Genomic DNA, 17,220 nt, shown 5'->3' on the forward strand with positions numbered 1-17,220 from the left:
GAACCCTGAAGGCGCGTAGAGTGACGGCCGTGTCCGACGCTCTCCCGCCTACGCCCGATCCGTTCCTCGTCGCCGCGCTGTCGGCCGATCTCGATGCCGCAGATTTCCGCTCAGAGCCGCTGCGACGGCTGTGGGGAGAGGAAGCAGACGACGCCATCGGACGCGGCGTGCGCGAACCGCTGCTGCGCGCGATCCAAGGTGACGATGGCGCCCTCGCCACGCTCGGTCGATTCTTCGTGCTTGGGATGCCGCAGCCGAGTGCGCTCATCGCATCAGCGCTGCCGCGGCTCGGTGTGGACGGCCTGGTCGGGCTCGGATTCGCCACGGTTTCCGGCACGGATGCTGCGCCATCGGTGCTCTTGCATCCGCAGTCCTTCGTCGATGCTGACGGTGTAGGGGAATGGTGGATCGCGAGCGACCTCGATGAACTTGCTCTCGGCGCAGCGCTGCCGGCGGATCATGTGCTCGGTGTGGGCGGGGCATCGCGCACGCTGGCCGAGCTGATCATCCCGAATCCGGTTGCGCGTGCGCTCGACCTCGGCACCGGATGCGGCATCCAGGCGCTGCTCGTCGCACGTCATGCCGGGGAAGTGGTCGCGACCGACATCTCCGCGCGAGCGCTCGCTTTTGCTGAGCTCAACGCACGCCTGAACGGCGTGAGCAACATCACGTTCCGTCAAGGGAGCATGTTCGAGCCGGTCGCCGGTGAGGCGTTCGATCTGATCGTCTCCAACCCGCCGTTCGTCATTACTCCGCGCGTCGATGGTCTGACCGCGTACGAATACCGCGATGGCGGGCTGATCGGCGATGCGCTCGTCGAGCAGTTCCTGCGTGAAGTGCCGGCCCACCTCACACCCGGCGGGGTGGCTCAACTGCTGGGAAACTGGGAGTCGCGCGCCACCGCAGGTCTTGAGCGCGTCGAGTCGTGGGTGGACGACGTCCTTGACGTGTGGGTTGTTGAGCGCGAAGAGCTCACGCCCCTCTCTTATGCGGAGTTGTGGATCCGCGACGGTGGCACCACCCCGCGCGAAGCGGCTTTCGGACGGATGCTGGAGGCCTGGCTCGATGACTTCGCGGCACGTGGGGTCACCGCGATCGGCTTCGGGTACGTGCTGTTGCGGCGTGCACCTGCTGGGCAGGACGTGCTCCGCCGCTTTGAGAGGGTGTCCCAGCCGCTGTCTGCACCGGGGCGTGCGATCCGCGACGGGCTGGCTGCGCACGATGTGCTCGGCGGCGGCATCCCATCGACCCTGATCACGGCGCCGGACGTCACCGAGGCCCGACACTTTATGCCGGGAAACGATGATCCGAGTGTGATCGAGTTGCGTCAGGGCGGCGGTTTCGGCCGCACGGTCTCGGTCGATCCTGCGTTGGCCGGTTTCGTCGGTGCATGCGACGGAGAGCTGACAGTCACGCAGATTGTGGCTGCGCTCGCCGATCTGTTCGAGGTGCCGCTGGTGGCGCTATGGCAGGATCTCGAGCCGCGCATCCGTCAGCTCGTGCTGGACGGGTTCCTCGTCGCTGGGGACTGAGCCACTTCGCCTCACACCGTTGGGCCACCTGCCTCGCACCGTTGGGCGGATTTCGCAGTCTTGGGCGGAGGAATCTCCCGGTTCGGTCCGCCTATCAGTGCGTTCTCCTCCCGAACGGATGCCGTAAGCACGCCTGATCGACGCGGCAAGCACGGCCGATACGCAGGGAATAACACAGCATCCATGCGGTTGAATACGAACATGAAGGCTTTCGGATTCCTCTCCTTCGGGCACTATGCGCCCGTACCCGGATCGGGCACGCGCACCGCGGGTGACATGTTGCACCAGACGATCGATCTCACGGTCGGCGCCGACGAGATCGGCGTGAATGGCGCGTATGTGCGGGTGCATCACTTCGCTCGCCAGGCTGCGTCTCCCATGCCGTTGCTCGCGGCGATGGCAGCGAAGACTGAGCGCATCGAGGTCGGAACCGGGGTCATCGACATGCGGTACGAGAATCCGCTGCAGTTCGCTGAGGAAGCAGCCGCTCTCGACCTCATCGCCCGCGGTCGCATCGCGCTCGGCGTGAGCCGCGGTTCACCCGAGACCGCGCTGCGCGGCTACGAGGCATTCGGCTACGTCGGCAGTGAGGATCCCCGCGGCGGCGACCTCGCTCGCGACAAGTTCGACCTGTTTCTCGAGGCGATCGACGGTGCGGGTGTCGTGCAGGGCGACCCACAGCAGGTCGGCGAAGGACGGTACCTTGCGATCGAACCGCGCTCCGAGACGCTGCGCGAGCACATCTGGTGGGGTTCGGGGTCTCGAGCCACCGCAGAAGAGACCGGACGCAAGGGTTTGAATCTGATGAGCTCGACGCTGCTCACCGAGGCGACCGGGGTGCCGTTCGACCAGCTGCAGCGCGAACAGATCGACCTGTATCGGGCCGCTTACAAGGCAGCCGGCCACACCGGCACGCCTCGCGTCTCAGTGAGCCGGAGCGTCTTCCCGCTTATGGATGACCGAGATCGAGGCTATTTCGGCCTGCGCAACGCCGAAAACGGCGACCAGATCGGCGTCATCGATGGCTTCCGCTCGACGTTCGGTAAGACGTATGCCGCAGAGCCGGATGTGCTGATCGAACAGCTCCTCGCCGACGAAGCCGTGATGGCCGCAGACACTCTGATGCTCACCATCCCGAACCAGCTCGGGGTGGACTACAACCTGCATGTGCTGGAGTCGTTCGCGAAGCACGTCGCACCGGCGCTGGGGTGGAAACCGAACACCGAGGGGCCGGTGCAGGGCGACCCCGTGTGATCCGAGGAAGGCGTCAGCTGGGCGAGCCGAACAACCCCTTGCCGTGTTTCTGCAGCAGGTTGTACGCGTCCTCGTAGGTTTGTGGTTCTTTCTCCTTGCCCGTCCCGTACCGCGCGAGTAGCAAGCCCAGCAGCCCGTTCGCCGGCGGAGTGAGCGGCTTGTCCTTGCTCGCGTGCGCCGGATGCGGCGGTGTCGCCTCTGGGTTCGGCGGCGTGAATCCGGGGATGGTCACGGGCCAGTCGGCTGGGTGGCGGGGCTCATCCAGGTTGATCACCGAGAACATGTCATTGGCGGTGTCGTCACGGTCGGTGAGCGGGGTGAGCCCATGCTGACGGTTCAGTGTGGCGATCACTGATCCGTGGTGCATCTCGTCGTGGACGATTGTTCCGCGGCGCGTGTATGCCGACACGGCGATCGCCGGCACGCGGCATCCGAGACGATCGAAGGTGAATCCCATCTCGCCCGGGCCGTCCGTCGACTTCGGCGGCGTCGCCGCGGGTGGGGGCACATGGTCGTAGCATCCGCCATGTTCGTCGAAGGTGATCAGCAGCAGGGTGTTCACCGCGTTGGAACCCTTGTCCGTTGAGCTGGTGCGGATCGCGTCGTAGATCTCGTGGACGAGCTCGTCTCCGGCGCGGACGTCCGACAGCGCACTGTCGACGACCTCCTCACCCTGGAACTCGCTCTCGCGCAGGTGGCCGAACGGCGGGTGGAAGTCGTTGTGGTTGTAGACCATACGCGGCTCGATGAATGCGTATGCCGGGAGGGTGCCGCCCTTCACATCGGCGTAGAAGTCCTCCATGGTGCCGAAGTGCTCTGTGCGCCAAAACTTCTCCAGCACGGGTGCATGCAGCACACCGGTGAACGAGACCATCTGCAGCTTGTCGAAGTAGACCTTCCAGCTGAGCCCGGCATCCTCAAGTCGGTTGAAGACGGTGGGTGCTTTCGGGGCATCCAACCACTTGTCATAGCCGCCGCCGTGCTTGTTCGTGACAAACCCGTGCGACGTGGAGGCATGGAAGAACGAGCGGTTGCAGAACGTCTGCGAGGGCACGGCGGCGTACCAGTTGTCGTACACCGCGAACTCTCGGGCGAGCGTCGACAGGGTCGGCAGCATCTTCGGCGAGAACGAGCCCATGATGTGCTTCGTCTCGTCGAGCGTCGGCTCCTTCCCCTTCTTGAGGCGTCGGAAGTTCACGACGTAGTCATTGATGAACCCGGACATCGTCGGCTGCTCGCCGTTCTGAGGCGTGTTGTACGGCGCCTTCATCTGCTCCACGAAGAGTCGGTCGTTGCCAGCCGGTTCGATCGTGTTGAAGATCTGCGTGTTGACGTGCGGGAACTCCTCGCCCGGATCCGGGTTCGGGTACCCCATGATCTTGTCCGTCTCGCCCTCGTAGACGTGGGCCGGGACCTCGGTGCCATCGGGAGCCGTGTTGCTGTAGTCGCCGAATGCGAGGCCGTCGAAGCTCTCACCATCCGGCAAGTCGTCTGCGGAGTAAAGGTAGCCGAGCAGATTGTCGAGGAGCGGTTCTCGCCCATCACCACGACGAGATGGTCGAACCCAGGCGCGTGCCGAGGGGAGAGGGCGCTGAACTCGGCCGTGCCGTCGGCGAACCCGTCCCGGCGGCCGATCGCCGCACCGATCGCGGCGCCCGCGCCGCCACCGACCACGGCTCCGGCGAGAGCGGCACCGCCCACCTTGAAGAATCCGCGCCGCGACGTGCTTCGGTCTGCGGGACGGGTGGGCTCAGCGTCATCGTGGGGCACACGCTGATCCTATTGCGCGGGTGGAACCGTGCTCAGTGCCCATGCGAAACGTCGATGAATCCGGCCGGTATTCTGGAACCCATGCTGAATATGGCCGAAGGACTCGCGCGCCTGAGCGCACTGGCCGAAGGCCCGATCGTCGCTGTAGTGGCCCGCGCCTTCCAAGAAGCGGGCTTCGAGCTCGCTGTCGTCGGCGGGCCGGTGCGCGATGCGCTGCTTGGGCGCTCCACGCATGATCTTGACTTCACTACGAACGCCTCACCCGACGAGATTCTGAAGATCGTCACGCCGATCTCGACCACCCAGTGGGATATCGGTCGGGCGTTCGGCACGATCGGCGCTCGCGTGCAGGGCGAGCAGGTAGAGATCACGACCTATCGCGCTGACAGCTATGACGGCGTGACGCGCAAGCCGACCGTCGAGTTCGGTGACACGATCGACGGCGACCTCGTGCGTCGCGATTTCCGGGTCAACGCGATGGCATTGCTCGTGCCCGAGATCAAGCTGGTTGACCCGACCGGCGGCGTGGAAGACCTCGTCGCCGGCATCCTGCGCACTCCGATCGACCCGAACGTGAGCTTCGGCGACGACCCGCTCCGTATGCTGCGTGCCGCCCGCTTCAGCGCGCAACTCGGATTCGATATCGACCCCGAGACCAGCGATGCGATCTCGCGACTGCGTGAAACGCTGAAGATCGTCAGCCCTGAGCGCATCCAGAGCGAGCTGGTGCGCCTCATGCAGACCGACGACCCAGTGCGCGGCATCCGCGTCTTGGTCGACACCGGGCTCGTCGAGGAGTTCATGCCCGAGGTCAGCGCGCTGCGCCTCGAGGTCGATGAGCACCACCACCACAAGGACGTCTACGAGCATTCACTCACCGTGCTGCAGCAGGCGATCGAGCTCGAGCACACCCGTCAGCCCGGCGAGGCCCCTGATGTGGCTCTGCGCCTCGCCGCCCTGCTGCACGACATCGGCAAGCCCCGTACTCGCAAGCTCGAGTCCGGCGGCGTCGTCACCTTCCACCACCACGATGTGGTCGGCTCTCGGATGGCGCGCAAGCGCCTGCAGTCGCTACGGTTCGATGGTGACACCACGGATGCCGTCGCCACCCTGATCGAGCTGCATCTGCGCTTCTTCGGCTACGCCGAGGGCGCGTGGACGGATGCCGCGGTGCGGCGCTACGTGCGCGACGCCGGTGACCTGCTGGAGCGCCTGCACATCCTCACCCGTGCGGATGTCACTACCCGCAACCGCCGAAAGGCGTCACGTCTCGCCAGCGCCTACGACGACATCGAGAAGCGGATCGCCGTGCTGCGTGAGCAGGAGGAGCTCGATGCCATGCGCCCAGAGCTCGACGGCAATCAGATCCAGGGCATCCTCGGCATCAAGCCGGGTCGCGAGGTCGGCGAGGCATACAAGTTCCTGCTCGACCTGCGTCTCGACGATGGCGTGCTCGGCCCCGATGTCGTAGAGCAGCGCCTGCGGGAGTGGTGGGCAGCGCGGGGTTGATCGCAGATCTCCTCAAGTCCGCATTTCTACGGTCAAGGGATGACATGCAGGCGCCGGACTCAATACACTGATGCCACATTCCGTCACTGTCGATTGGGGGGCAGTTGCCGTCGTCATGGTCGTCATCACGTGATGCTTCTCCTGAAGCCTCTCGCCTCATCATCGAGCGTGCACACGAAGAGCTCGTCGCCGGGAACCTGGGCGATCGGCGGCTTGAGCAGGTGCGTCCGCTCGTAAGGGAGTCCTGGGAGAGATCCTGGCGACAGCGCGTCGGAGCGGAAGGTCTCCCTCCCCTCGCGCTCGCAGCAGAGGAGCTCGAACGCTACCGTCTCGAGCATCCGCTCGCCGATGCGATGGCGATGATCCGTGGTCTGCTCCTGCCAGGCGACCCTTCAGAATCCGGCGTGATGGTGGCGGTGGGTGATCATGCCGGACGACTGCTGTGGGTCGAGGGAGATCTGCAACAGCGCATACTCACCGGTGAAATGGGCCTCGTCGCAGGGGCGAACTGGTCTGAAGACGCTACCGGCACCTCAGCGCCTGGCACGGCGCTCGCGCTCGGTCAATCGGTGCAGATACACCAGGCCGAGCATTACAACCGCCTCTTGCATCCGTGGTCATGCACGGCAGCTCCGGTGTTCGATCCGGAAAGCAGGAAGATTCTCGGGGTCATCGACGTCACCGGCGGGTCGGAAGTCGCGACGCACCAAGCACGCCTGCTTGTGGATGCCACAGCGAGGGCCGTCGAGTCTGAACTGCTCGTGGCGCGATTGCGCGCACGCAGTGCCGCTCCTGTCGTCGCGCCTCGCAAGTCCAGGCGCACCGCGACGCCGACGCGTGCGACGCTGCGGGTGCTTGGTCGGGATCGCGCGCGGCTGGAAATGTGCGGCGAGCAGTCAGAGTCGGTCGTCGAGCTCACGGCTCGGCACGCCGAGATTCTACTCATGCTGGCGATCCACCGGCAGGGGGTATCCGCCGATCGACTCGCTGAACTCGTATACGGCGAGGGCGCATCCCCCGACACGCTGCGGCCCGAAGTAGTGCGATTGCGCAAGGTACTGCAGCGTATCGGACCTGAGCTGGTGCCCGAGTCTCGCCCCTACCGGCTCACGGTCCCGTTGGAGACCGACGCACAGAACATGCTGTCGCTCCTTGGCCGTGGCGCGCACCGCGTCGCCCTGACTGCGTATCGAGGGCCGGTGCTGCCGGAGTCGACGGCCCCTGGTATCGAGGAATTCCGCACCACTGTGCGCGCCGCCCTGAGAGAGGCGATGCTCACAGAGGCGAGTGTCGACGTACTGCTCGCCTACGCCGACATCCCCGAGGGTGCAGAAGATGAAGAGATACTTCGGCTGTGTCTCGAGATGCTTCCGGCCCGATCGCCGCGCCGCGCGGGTCTTGTGAGCCGTATCGAGAAGCTCGAGTAGAAGAGCTGCGTCCGGGTCAGGCGGTCGCTGGCTCAGACATCGCCTGGGCGGGCTCGGTGGCGTCGTACGGTGCCCAGGCCGGGTCGCGCAGGGCGGGGCAGTGCTCGGGTGTCGGATGGTTTGCGATGTCGATGAGGCGGTCGAGGGCATCGCGTGTCGCTGTGAGGTCGACAATTGCGGCGGTGATGCGATTGCGCTCGTTCTCGAGCATCTCGAATGTCTCGGGGGTGCCGTGCCCGCTGTCGACGCAGGGCAGCAACTGCAGGATGGTGCGACTCGGCAGTCCCGCGGTGAAGAACTGCTGGATCAGTTGTACGCGTTCAACCGCAGACTCGGAGTAGATGCGCTGGCGGCTGGGGGTGCGCTCTGAGGTGAGCAGGCCCTGCTCCTCGTAATAGCGGAGAGCTCTGGTGCTGACCCCCGCCTTGTATGCGACATCGCCTATTCGCATCGCCGCCGCCCTTCTTGACTGATCTCGTGATCTTCGACTTGCCCTTGACGTCAACGTCAACTTTTAGAGTAGTCGACGCGGCGCCAAAGAGGCCCGCCGAACATCGAGAAGAACTAAAACGGAGAACTATGAACATCGCCGACCAGATCGCCCTCGTCACCGGAGCCAACCGTGGCATCGGCCGCGAATTCGTGCGTGAGCTGCTCGATCGCGGGGTGGGCAAGGTGTATGCGACAGCACGTCGTCTGGAGAGCATCGACTTCAACGACAGTCGCGTGGTCCCGCTGCGGCTGGACCTGCTCGATCACGAGTCGATCGTCGCGGCTGCCGCGGTGGCGAACGATGTGACCCTCCTCGTAAACAACGCCGGCATCTGGACCGGCGCAGCCCTCATCACGGGTGACCTCGATGAGGTCCGTCGCGAGATGGACACGCACTTCTGGGGCACGCTCGACGTGACTCGAGCGTTCAGTCCGATTCTCGCGGCGAACGGTGGTGGCGCGATCGTGAACGTGCTGTCGGCGCTGTCCTGGTTCGCAAGCCCAGGCACCGGATCGTACGCCGCTGCCAAGGCTGCGGAGTGGAACATGACGAACGGCGTGCGCCTCGAGCTCGCCGCTCAGGGCACGCTCGTTCAGGGCGTTCTCCTCGGCGCAGCAGACACGGCGATCTCGGCCCGTTACGACGGCCCGAAGATCGATCCGCGCGATGTCCCGCGCCTGTCGTTGGACGGCCTAGTTGCCGGCTCGATCGAGGTGATTGTCGACGACTGGACCGCGATGGTGAAGGGTGCGCTCGCCAGCGATCCGGCCGAGTTCTACGAGCGGATCACCGAGCTGCTCGGCGCGAGCTGATCCGCATGGTGGTGGGGCCTGACGGGTTCATCCGAGGTTGCAACCCACTGCAACCTGTTTTGGTATACCGTCGGGGTTATACGCCGCGATCGTTCAGCCCCCAGCTGACATCAGGCGTCGAACGGCCTTGGCCGTTCATGCGGAGGGAGTTCGTCTTCTTCTGATCCGGGGGGATGGGGTGGGCGTAGTTCCCCAGACAGCGCTCACCTCCACACCCGCCGATTCTTGAACGGTCAGTTCAGGAATCGCGGCAGGTACCAGAGAATCGCGACGACGACCACGATCACGACCGTCACCCACTGGCCTCTGCGCTTAAGGCGCCGTCCAGTCTGCGCCACGCCCGGTGGAGGCGTCAGCATCCCTGACGGCGCTGCGAACGGCAGCGTATGCGAGCCGGGCGGTGCCGCCTGCTGCGGCGCACGACCCTGCTCTTCGAGCAAGCGCTCATCGCGCCAGCGTGCCCACTGGTCGAGCTTCGTGATCAGTGCGCCGACGGCGCCGAACAGCCACGCCCATGTTGCAGGGTCCAGCGTGGACGCCTCGCGCTTCGTATAGAGGAACAGCCAGTCGTCCACGATCTCGACGTCGAGCTGCGCGGCGTTGTCGACGAAGCGGGCCATGATGTCGGGCGTGAACAGGTACAGCGCATCGCGCTCGTACCCCTGTGGGCAATACAGCGTGAAGTACCTGTCGAAGTCGCCCTCAAGAGACAGATGCTGTTCCTTGCGGAAGGATGCCGGCAGGTTGGTGCCGAACCCGTTGTTGCCGAGCGCATCCAGCACAATGTTGGGCAGGGGGACGTCGAGTTTGACGGCGACGTACCCCCATTTATGGGTCGTCGAGTTCTTGCCGGAGCCCGTCGTGTATTGGTAGTTGCCGAATTCGACGAACCGAGGGGTCGAGCCGCGGACGAGCCGCTCCGACTGCCGTGAATGACCGAGGCCGAAGATCATGCCGGGCAGCGCCGGGTCCTTGATTTGATCTTCGTAGGTCATGTTGTTCGCCGCGGCGAACTGGCTGATTCGATAGCGCGCGATTCGAGCGTTGCGGTTGGTGGACCAGATCAAAAGACCGAATCCGATCGCGAGCGCGGCGATGATCACAACAGGCAGCAAGATGAGGGGCGGCGCGCCACTGCCAAGCCCCGCGAGAAGCAATGACGTCATCGGGATCAGGCTCACGATGAAGACAACGCCGAGGAGAGAGAAGACGACGACCATCAGGATCTTGGTCCCGGTCATCGTCGATCCGCGGCGTGCACGCATCGCGGATACGAACGCGCTCACTGCCGCCGCGTTGACCGGATCGGTCAGCGGACGAGCATCGAACGTGATCGGCTGCGGGCCAGGAGTGGGCATGGTCACCCGTCCACGCTAGCCGCAGAGGCTGAGCCTGACCGCGAGAATGGTCCTACGGCATGAGAAAGGGCTGAGGAAGTCTCGTCTCATGCGGGAAGGCCATTCTCGGTCAGCGGTTGATGTCGTCGGCGTCCCAGTACAGCGAGGAGCCCTCGCGAAGCGGCAGGGCCTCGACCGACGGGTCAGTGCAGATCGCGCGGATCAACTCACTCGAGCCTGCGACGATCGTGGAGTCGTAGTCGATCTCAGTGACCACGACCCACCCCCGGTCAGCGGGCCACAGCAGGCTCAGTGGCTCTTCGTCCCATGGTGCGTCACGTCGCCAGTCGGGCCTTGCGAACATCGACGGCGCGGCTGAGAACAGCACGTGATCGCGATCGGGCAGCGCGAGTCGGGGACCTCTTGAGATCTCGTCAGACAGGATGCCCGGCTGCCACTTCGCACGTTGGAACGGACTGTCGAACGGATTCCGGATGCTCTGCTGCAGCATCTGCTGGTGCCTGGCATCCTCGCTGAAAGTCAATGAAGCCTGTGACGGACCCGTGCCCATATATCCGACCAGCCCGCCCCAGCCTTCCCAGACCGCTGCGAATCCGTCGTCCGGTGTGGTCGTGTGTGCGAGGAGATGTGTGGCGACGTTGCTCAGGACCGCGTCATCCAGATTCCCCTCGCTGGGAGCCGAGAACTCGCGCCCGTCCGGGGCGACGCGTGTATGCCAACTGGACTCCGGAGGCGTCCTCACTACGCGCTGCCAGGATGCCTGGCTGTGCAGGGTCGTGCCGAAGGCCGCCGCAGCATCCGCCCAAGTGGTTGCCTCTTCCACAGCATCCGCCGCCGATCGCACGTCAGGTGCGTGGAAAACGCGCGCGTACGCCTCGAAGCCATGCGGCGCGAAATGGTGGATGCTCCAATCCTCGCTGAGCCGCTCGCGCAGCCATGCACCGACCGAGACATCCGCAATCCACTCCATGTCGTCCACGGTACCCGTCGTGTGCTCGGACACCCGGCGTTCACCCGCACGTCGACAACAGGAAAGGCCCGGATGCGACCATGCCGGACACCGTCGACCCATCAGGAGCCCTGTGCGCACACCCCTTGTCACCGTCATTCTTCCGGCGAAGGATGCCGCGCCCTTCATAGGGACGACATTGGAGACCCTGCTGCGACAGTTCGATGACTCAGGCGCTCTCAAACTGGTCGCGATCGACGACGGATCCGGTGATGACACCGGTGCGCAGATGCGGCGATATGCGGAGAAGTTCGAGCACGCCGAAGTCATCACCAATCCACGTCCAGTCGGTTTGGCAAGCGCCCGCAACCAGGGGCTCGCGCACGTTGAGGGCGACGCGTTCTGCTTCATCGACGGCGACGATTGGATGCAGCCGCACCGACTGCAGGTGCTCGTTTCGCAACTGCGCGATCTGGACTGCGACTTTCTGCGCACCGACCATGTGCGCGTCACGGGCGCCGAGCGCAAGATCGTGCGCGCCCCGTTCGCCTGGCGTGGCACCGTCGCATCTCCTCGCGATGCGATTCTTCCGGCTGATGACACCACGATGGTCGACTACCCGTATGCCTGGGCAGGGATCTTCCACCGTCGCATCATCGACCGTGGGCTCGCCGCGTTCCCAGAAGGACTTTTCACCGCGGAGGATCGCCCGTGGATCTGGCGTCTGCACCTGCAGGCCGAGTCATTCGCGGTCGTGGACGCTCCTGCTCTTCTTTACCGCCGCGGCGTCTCGACGTCGCTCACCCAGGTGCGAGATCAGCGCCAGCTCGACTTCGTTCGCGCTCTCGCGCAGACGGTGGAGATCGTGAAGCAGGATGCCGAGGCGCCACGCTTCCTGCCGAAAGTGGTGCGGACCGCTCTCGCACTCAGCTCGCACCACATGGTCCGCTCGCGGCGGATGCCGCCAGTGCTGCGGGGGGAGATGCGCCGAGGCATCCGCGATCTGCTCGCCATTCTTCCGCCCAGAGACGTCGCCGCTGCCCTTGAACGACTCGACGGTCCCAGGCGTCGCGTACTCGCTCGAACCCTCCGAGGAACGGGAGAGATGAGATGACCCAGCTCTTCGTTCTGCATAGCGCCTACGGACTCGCCACGGCTGTCGCCGCCCTCGACGAAGGCCTCATCGAACCGCGCGGCCAGCGGATCCTCGTCCCGGTCAACTCCGCCCGAGTGCCCGAGACGAGCGTAGCGATCCATGAGCTGTCGAACCTCCAGACGCTGCGCGACCGGTTCGATCGCATCGAACCTCTCGACGACATCCTCTCGCCGCTGCATCCGAGTTCCTGGGAACCGGAGCCAGCCGACCTTCCGGTCTTGAACCGCCTGTTCACTCGCGCCTGGGAACTCGACGATGATCTCGAGCTGTTCGTGCAGAGTCCACAGGTGGCGCCAGCGCGTACTCTCCTGTCGTTGTTCACCGATGCGCGGATCACGATCATCGGTGACGGCCTGATGACCTACTCGCCGATCCGCGTGCAGTTGCCGCGCACTGTCGTCGAGCGGATCGGACGCGTCGTCTACGCGGATGTGGTGCCGGGCGTCGAGCCTCTCGTCTTCACGGGAGCGGCGGCGGTCGCCGGAGCGGATGCGGGAGCCAGCGCGGGAGCCGAGCGGGTGCCGGTGCCGCCGGCCGCTTTCCGGAGGGCGCTCGCCGAGACCGGTGCGGCCGACTCGCAGTTGGACGCCCTCGCGGACGGAACGCCTACCGCGCTCGTGCTCGGTCAATATCTTGCCGTGCTTGGCCTGGTCTCTGCCGACGAGGAGATCGCCATGCAATGCGACATGGTGGATCGCGCGATGGCAGTGTGGCGCCCGAAGCGGATCGTCTTCAAGGCGCACCCGTCCGCGCCACCGCTCATCTCTACTGCGGTGCGTGAGCGCGCGCAGCATCACGGCGCCGATTTCGTCGAGTATCGCGGCGCTGAACCTGCCGAACTCGTTGCCGAGCGGTTGGATGCGCTGGGGGTGGTCGCAGGGTTCTCCACCGCACTGCCAACGGTGCAGTCGTTGTTCGGCCGGCCGATCGCCGCCGCTGGCACAGCGCTCGTGCTGCGACGCCTGTCGCCGTATGAGAACAGCAACCGGGTACCCGCGACCATCGTCGACGCGCTGACCCGGCCCGCATCGCCTTACCGCGATCCGGAGCGGCTGCAGCTGCTCGTCGATGCGGTCGGCTATGCGATGCAACCGATCATCGCGGAGCACTTGCGTCCCCGGGCGGAAGAACTTCTCCGGCAGTTGGATGTGGCCGAACGTGATCGCTACTTTTCCCGTGCGCGACTCGCCGAGCTGCGTCTGCCTGGTGCGCCGCGGGAGGGGATCGTTCGTCGTGCACTCCGATCCGCTGGTGGTGTCGGGCGCGTCGAGGAGCTCCGATTGACGATCAAGGGGGCGCGTCGTCGTGCCGCTCAAGCATGGAAGGCGATACGAGGACGATGACGAATCAAGACATCAGGACACCGCCGGCGGGCGAGGGAATCACGGTCGCGATCATCCCCGCACGTGGCGGCTCCCAGCAGGTGCCCCGCAAGAACGTGAGCCGCATCGGCGGTATCCCTCTGGTTGAGCGCGCAGTGCGCTCTGCGGCTGCGGCCGACGGCGTCGACCTCGTTGTCGTCTCCACCGATGACGACGAGATCGCCGACGTCAGCACCGCGGCAGGGGCCCGTGTCATCCGGCGCCCGGCAGAGCTCTCCGGGAACACCGCATCATCTGAGAGTGCGATCCTGCACGCCCTGGATGAGCTTGAGCGCGGCGGAGACATCGTCGAAGTCGTCGTCTTCGTGCAGGCCACCTCTCCATTCATCCCCAGCGCAGGGATCGATGCCGCGATCGACGAGATCCGTTCCAACCGGTACGACAGCGTGTTCGCAGCTCATGAGACGTACGGGTTCCTCTGGCGCCGCGACGAGAACGATGCCGCGGTCGCGATCAACCACGATGCCGCACACCGTCCGCGCCGACAGGATCGTGAGCCGCATTATTTGGAGACCGGCGCGTTCTACGCCTTCAATGCCGAGGGGTTCCGGCAGGCGGGGCATCGCTTCTTCGGACGGGTCGGGATCGTCGAGGTTCCCGAGTGGTCGGCGGTCGAGATCGACGACGCGCAGCACCTTGCCGTGGCATCCGCTCTTGCGAATCTCGTCGACGAGCCGGGCCCAGCAGACGAGCCGGGCGACATCGACGTGAAGGCCGTCGTGACCGATTTCGACGGCGTGCACACCGACGACACCGCCCTGGTCGACAGTGATGGTCGAGAACAGGTGCGGGTCAGTCGGGAGGATGGGATGGGCGTGTCCCTGCTTCGGCGGGCAGGCATCCCGATGCTTATCCTTTCCACCGAGATCAACCCTGTGGTCCGTGCCAGGGCAAACAAGCTCCGTGTGCCGGTGCTGCACGGCATCGACGACAAGGAATCGGCGCTCGCCGAATGGGCGGCCGAGAACCAGATCGCGCTGTCGGACATCGCCTACCTCGGAAACGACGTCAATGACCTCGGTGCGATGCGCATTGTGGGCTGGCCGGTGGCGGTCGCGAACGCCCACCCGCTGGTGCGCGCACAGGCCCGAGTGGTGCTGAATCGTGCAGGCGGGCAAGGGGCGGTACGCGAACTCATTGAACGCGTTCTGACAGCCGACCGCCGCCGGTAACCCGGGATTCGCGTGGTGTTCATCATCGCGGCGTACTCAGGACAGAAGGCTTGACGACTGGAGGACGATTATGACTGTCAGCATCGGATCGCACGTGATTGGTGGCGGACGACCCGCGTACGTTATCGCGGAGATCGGCTTGAACCACAACGGTGATGTGGACATCGCAAAGCGCCTCATCGACGTCGCTGCGCGCGCCGGAGCGGATGCCGTGAAGTTCCAGAAGCGCACCCCCGAGATTTCCACACCGCAGCACATGCGCGACGTTCCGCGGGAGACGCCGTGGGGAACGATGACGTATCTCGACTACCGCCGCCGCGTCGAGTTCGGGCGCGACGAATACGTCGAGATCGGCGATCACGCCACACTCCAGGGGCTCGACTGGTTCGCCTCCCCGTGGGATGTGCCCAGTGTCGCCTTCCTCGAGGACCTGAACGTCGTCGCCCACAAGGTCGCATCCGCGAGCGTCACGGACATCGAGCTGCTCGACGCTATCCGTGAGACGGGGAAGCCGGTCATTCTCTCCACCGGCATGTCGACGATCGAGCAGATCGACCGTGCGTTGGACACCCTCGGCACCGATCGCGTCGTGCTCATGCACGCCACCTCCACCTATCCGATGGAGCCGGAGGAGGCCAACATTCGCGTCATCGCGACGCTGCGTGACCGCTACCCCGGCGTGCCGATCGGCTACTCAGGTCACGAGCGCGGACTGCAGATCTCGCTGGCGGCCATCGCGCTCGGCGCTGTCGCGATCGAGCGGCACATCACGCTCGATCGGACCATGTGGGGCTCCGATCACGCCGCTTCGCTCGAGCCGACCGGCCTGGAGCACCTCGTGCGTGACATTCGCGTCATCGAGACGGCTCTCGGCGACGGCGTCAAGCGGGTCTTCCCTGGCGAGCAGGCGCCGATGGCTAAGCTGCGCCGCATCCCGGCATGAGCATGGGCGAGTTGCGGGTCGTCGCGATCGCGGATGCAGATTCTTTCGTGAAGTGGTCCGCCTCGCTGCTCGACTCCGTCCCTGGTATTCGTCGGCACCTACTGGTCGTCCGCACACCGCTGACGGTGAGTGCGGCGCAGCAACAAGCGGCCCTCGTCGGCACGTCGTTTCAGGATGCGGCGGTCACGAGGCTCGGCTTCGACGAGTTGGGCGGCTGGTTGAGGGGTCACGTTCCCGACGTCGTCGTGCTGGCAGGGCGGGGGCCGTTCGTTCGGCTCGTCGCGCGACAGATCGACCGACTGACGCATCGCCCGGTGGTCGTCACTGGGCTACCGGGCATGTCGATCCCTGCGCAGCGCGGGGCTCTCGAATACCGCAGAGAGAGCGACTTGCTCGTGCTGCACTCGCTTCGGGAGGAGCGGGCGTTCGCCGAACTCGGCCGCCGGATCGGCGTGACGGTGCCGACGGCGCTGGCGACGCTGCCGTTCGCGCGGCCTACGCAGGGGGAACACGCGTCGGAGCTGCGGCCTGCACGACTCGATGTCGCGACGCCGGAACTCGTGGGAATGGGAGTCCGCAGAAGTTCGACCGCGAGGGGCGCGCTCAGCTCTTCGCGTGCGGGGGCCGCGAACGTCGAACCACTGGCTCCACGCGCATCAGGCACTGACCTCGTGTTCGCCGCCCAGGCGCTCGTTCCCGCTGAGCGCGCCGAGCGTGCCGAACTCGCCGGCATCCTGCGCCGTGCGGCCGAGGCCGATCCGACTCGACGCGTCGTGGTGAAGCTGCGTTCCCGGCCGGGGGAGGCTGAGACGCACCTCGAGCGGGATGCCTACGCCGATCTCCTTGCCGCACGCCCCGCGAACCTGGTGTTCTCCCATCAACCGATGGCAGCCGCTTTGGAGAGTGCTGAGGGGTTAGTAACTGTCAGTTCTACTGCGGTCGTGGAGGCGATTGCCCGTGGCATCCCGGTCGTCGCGCTTGACACATTCGGCGTGCATAAGCCGCTGTTGAACACCGTATTCCTCGGCAGCGGGCTGCTGGGAGGCGCGGAAGAGGTCATCGGCCGGCGATTCCGGCATGCGCACCCGCGGTGGATGCGCGAAAACTACTTCCATCCGGATGCCGAGTCGACCTGGTGGGGACAGGTGGAGGAACTGGTGGCTCTGCGTCGCGAGGGCAGGCTGCGACCGAGGAGCGTGCCGGTCGGGCGAGGTGGCGCGCTGCACGCGGCCTGGCACCGCAAGAGCGTGCTCGGCGTCGAAGATCGCTCGGCCGCGGGCCGTGTGGCACTCGGGCTCGGCAGTCCGTTGGTACGCACCGTCGTCGCGCTACGTCGTGCACGAGGGCGCGCGGGCGAGGACACCTGGGCAGACCCAACCACTGATTACACGCTCGAGCCGACGCCGCACCGGGATCCGATTCGGCGCTAGCGCGGCTTTGATCCGAGCGCGATGACGGGCCGT

General features: G+C 65.6%; 14 protein-coding genes. 10 read left to right on the top strand and 4 right to left on the bottom strand.

Going from position 1 to position 17,220, the window contains the following annotated elements; genetic code table 11:
- The first annotated feature begins 20 nt into the window (after positions 1–20).
- A complete protein-coding gene (locus AC1C2Q_RS09640; protein WP_495449912.1) occupies positions 21–1,532 on the top strand; it encodes a class I SAM-dependent methyltransferase in 1,512 nt (503 codons plus the stop codon).
- A 201-nt stretch (positions 1,533–1,733) separates the two neighbouring features.
- The gene (locus AC1C2Q_RS09645) at positions 1,734–2,786 is read left to right on the top strand and encodes an LLM class flavin-dependent oxidoreductase (protein ID WP_495449913.1); all 1,053 of its coding nucleotides are present in this window, start codon (positions 1,734–1,736) and stop codon (positions 2,784–2,786) included.
- Positions 2,787–2,799: 13 nt separating this feature from the next.
- On the opposite strand, the gene AC1C2Q_RS09650 is transcribed toward AC1C2Q_RS09645, so the two are convergent.
- Positions 2,800–4,272: an alkaline phosphatase family protein gene (locus AC1C2Q_RS09650; RefSeq protein WP_495449914.1), complete on the bottom strand. Its 1,473-nt coding sequence runs from the start codon at positions 4,270–4,272 to the stop codon at positions 2,800–2,802.
- A gap of 365 nt (positions 4,273–4,637) precedes the next feature.
- Here AC1C2Q_RS09650 and AC1C2Q_RS09655 point away from each other — a divergent pair, with 365 nt between their 5' ends.
- A complete protein-coding gene (locus AC1C2Q_RS09655) occupies positions 4,638–6,065 on the top strand; it encodes a CCA tRNA nucleotidyltransferase (RefSeq protein ID WP_495450566.1) in 1,428 nt (475 codons plus the stop codon).
- Between the two features lie 104 nt (positions 6,066–6,169).
- Positions 6,170–7,492, top strand: coding sequence for a GAF domain-containing protein (locus AC1C2Q_RS09660; RefSeq protein WP_495449915.1), 1,323 nt, complete (start codon positions 6,170–6,172; stop codon positions 7,490–7,492).
- Positions 7,493–7,508: 16 nt separating this feature from the next.
- Here AC1C2Q_RS09660 and AC1C2Q_RS09665 read toward each other — a convergent pair whose 3' ends face one another.
- The gene (locus AC1C2Q_RS09665) at positions 7,509–7,943 is read right to left on the bottom strand and encodes a MerR family transcriptional regulator (protein WP_495449916.1); all 435 of its coding nucleotides are present in this window, start codon (positions 7,941–7,943) and stop codon (positions 7,509–7,511) included.
- A 128-nt stretch (positions 7,944–8,071) separates the two neighbouring features.
- Between AC1C2Q_RS09665 and AC1C2Q_RS09670 the strand changes: the two genes are divergently transcribed.
- Positions 8,072–8,797: an SDR family oxidoreductase gene (locus tag AC1C2Q_RS09670; protein ID WP_495449917.1), complete on the top strand. Its 726-nt coding sequence runs from the start codon at positions 8,072–8,074 to the stop codon at positions 8,795–8,797.
- Between the two features lie 233 nt (positions 8,798–9,030).
- Here the strand turns inward: AC1C2Q_RS09670 and AC1C2Q_RS09675 are convergent, their stop codons facing one another.
- Together AC1C2Q_RS09675 and AC1C2Q_RS09680 are read right to left on the bottom strand one after the other, a co-directional pair.
- The gene (locus AC1C2Q_RS09675; protein ID WP_495450567.1) at positions 9,031–10,155 is read right to left on the bottom strand and encodes a hypothetical protein; all 1,125 of its coding nucleotides are present in this window, start codon (positions 10,153–10,155) and stop codon (positions 9,031–9,033) included.
- A gap of 109 nt (positions 10,156–10,264) precedes the next feature.
- Positions 10,265–11,125 carry a hypothetical protein gene (locus tag AC1C2Q_RS09680; RefSeq protein ID WP_495449918.1) on the bottom strand — a complete coding sequence of 287 codons (861 nt, stop codon included), beginning with the start codon at positions 11,123–11,125 and terminating at the stop codon, positions 10,265–10,267.
- 112 nt (positions 11,126–11,237) lie between these two features.
- Here AC1C2Q_RS09680 and AC1C2Q_RS09685 point away from each other — a divergent pair, with 112 nt between their 5' ends.
- The 5 genes from AC1C2Q_RS09685 to AC1C2Q_RS09705 all read left to right on the top strand — a co-directional run bounded on the left by AC1C2Q_RS09685 (position 11,238) and on the right by AC1C2Q_RS09705 (position 17,187).
- Positions 11,238–12,218, top strand: a complete 981-nt coding sequence (locus AC1C2Q_RS09685) for a glycosyltransferase family 2 protein (protein WP_495449919.1) — start codon at positions 11,238–11,240, stop codon at positions 12,216–12,218.
- Positions 12,215–13,603 carry a polysialyltransferase family glycosyltransferase gene (locus AC1C2Q_RS09690; RefSeq protein ID WP_495449920.1) on the top strand — a complete coding sequence of 463 codons (1,389 nt, stop codon included), beginning with the start codon at positions 12,215–12,217 and terminating at the stop codon, positions 13,601–13,603. Before AC1C2Q_RS09685 ends, AC1C2Q_RS09690 begins: the two co-directional genes overlap by 4 nt.
- Positions 13,600–14,814, top strand: a complete 1,215-nt coding sequence (locus AC1C2Q_RS09695; protein WP_495449921.1) for a cytidylyltransferase domain-containing protein — start codon at positions 13,600–13,602, stop codon at positions 14,812–14,814. Before AC1C2Q_RS09690 ends, AC1C2Q_RS09695 begins: the two co-directional genes overlap by 4 nt.
- A 70-nt stretch (positions 14,815–14,884) precedes the next feature.
- Entirely contained in the window at positions 14,885–15,757 is an 873-nt protein-coding gene (locus tag AC1C2Q_RS09700; protein ID WP_495430894.1) for an N-acetylneuraminate synthase family protein, read from the top strand.
- Positions 15,754–17,187: a DUF6716 putative glycosyltransferase gene (locus AC1C2Q_RS09705; RefSeq protein ID WP_495449922.1), complete on the top strand. Its 1,434-nt coding sequence runs from the start codon at positions 15,754–15,756 to the stop codon at positions 17,185–17,187. Before AC1C2Q_RS09700 ends, AC1C2Q_RS09705 begins: the two co-directional genes overlap by 4 nt.
- The last annotated feature ends 33 nt before the right edge of the window (positions 17,188–17,220 follow it).

Source organism: Microbacterium sp. Y356 (genome assembly GCF_059445355.1).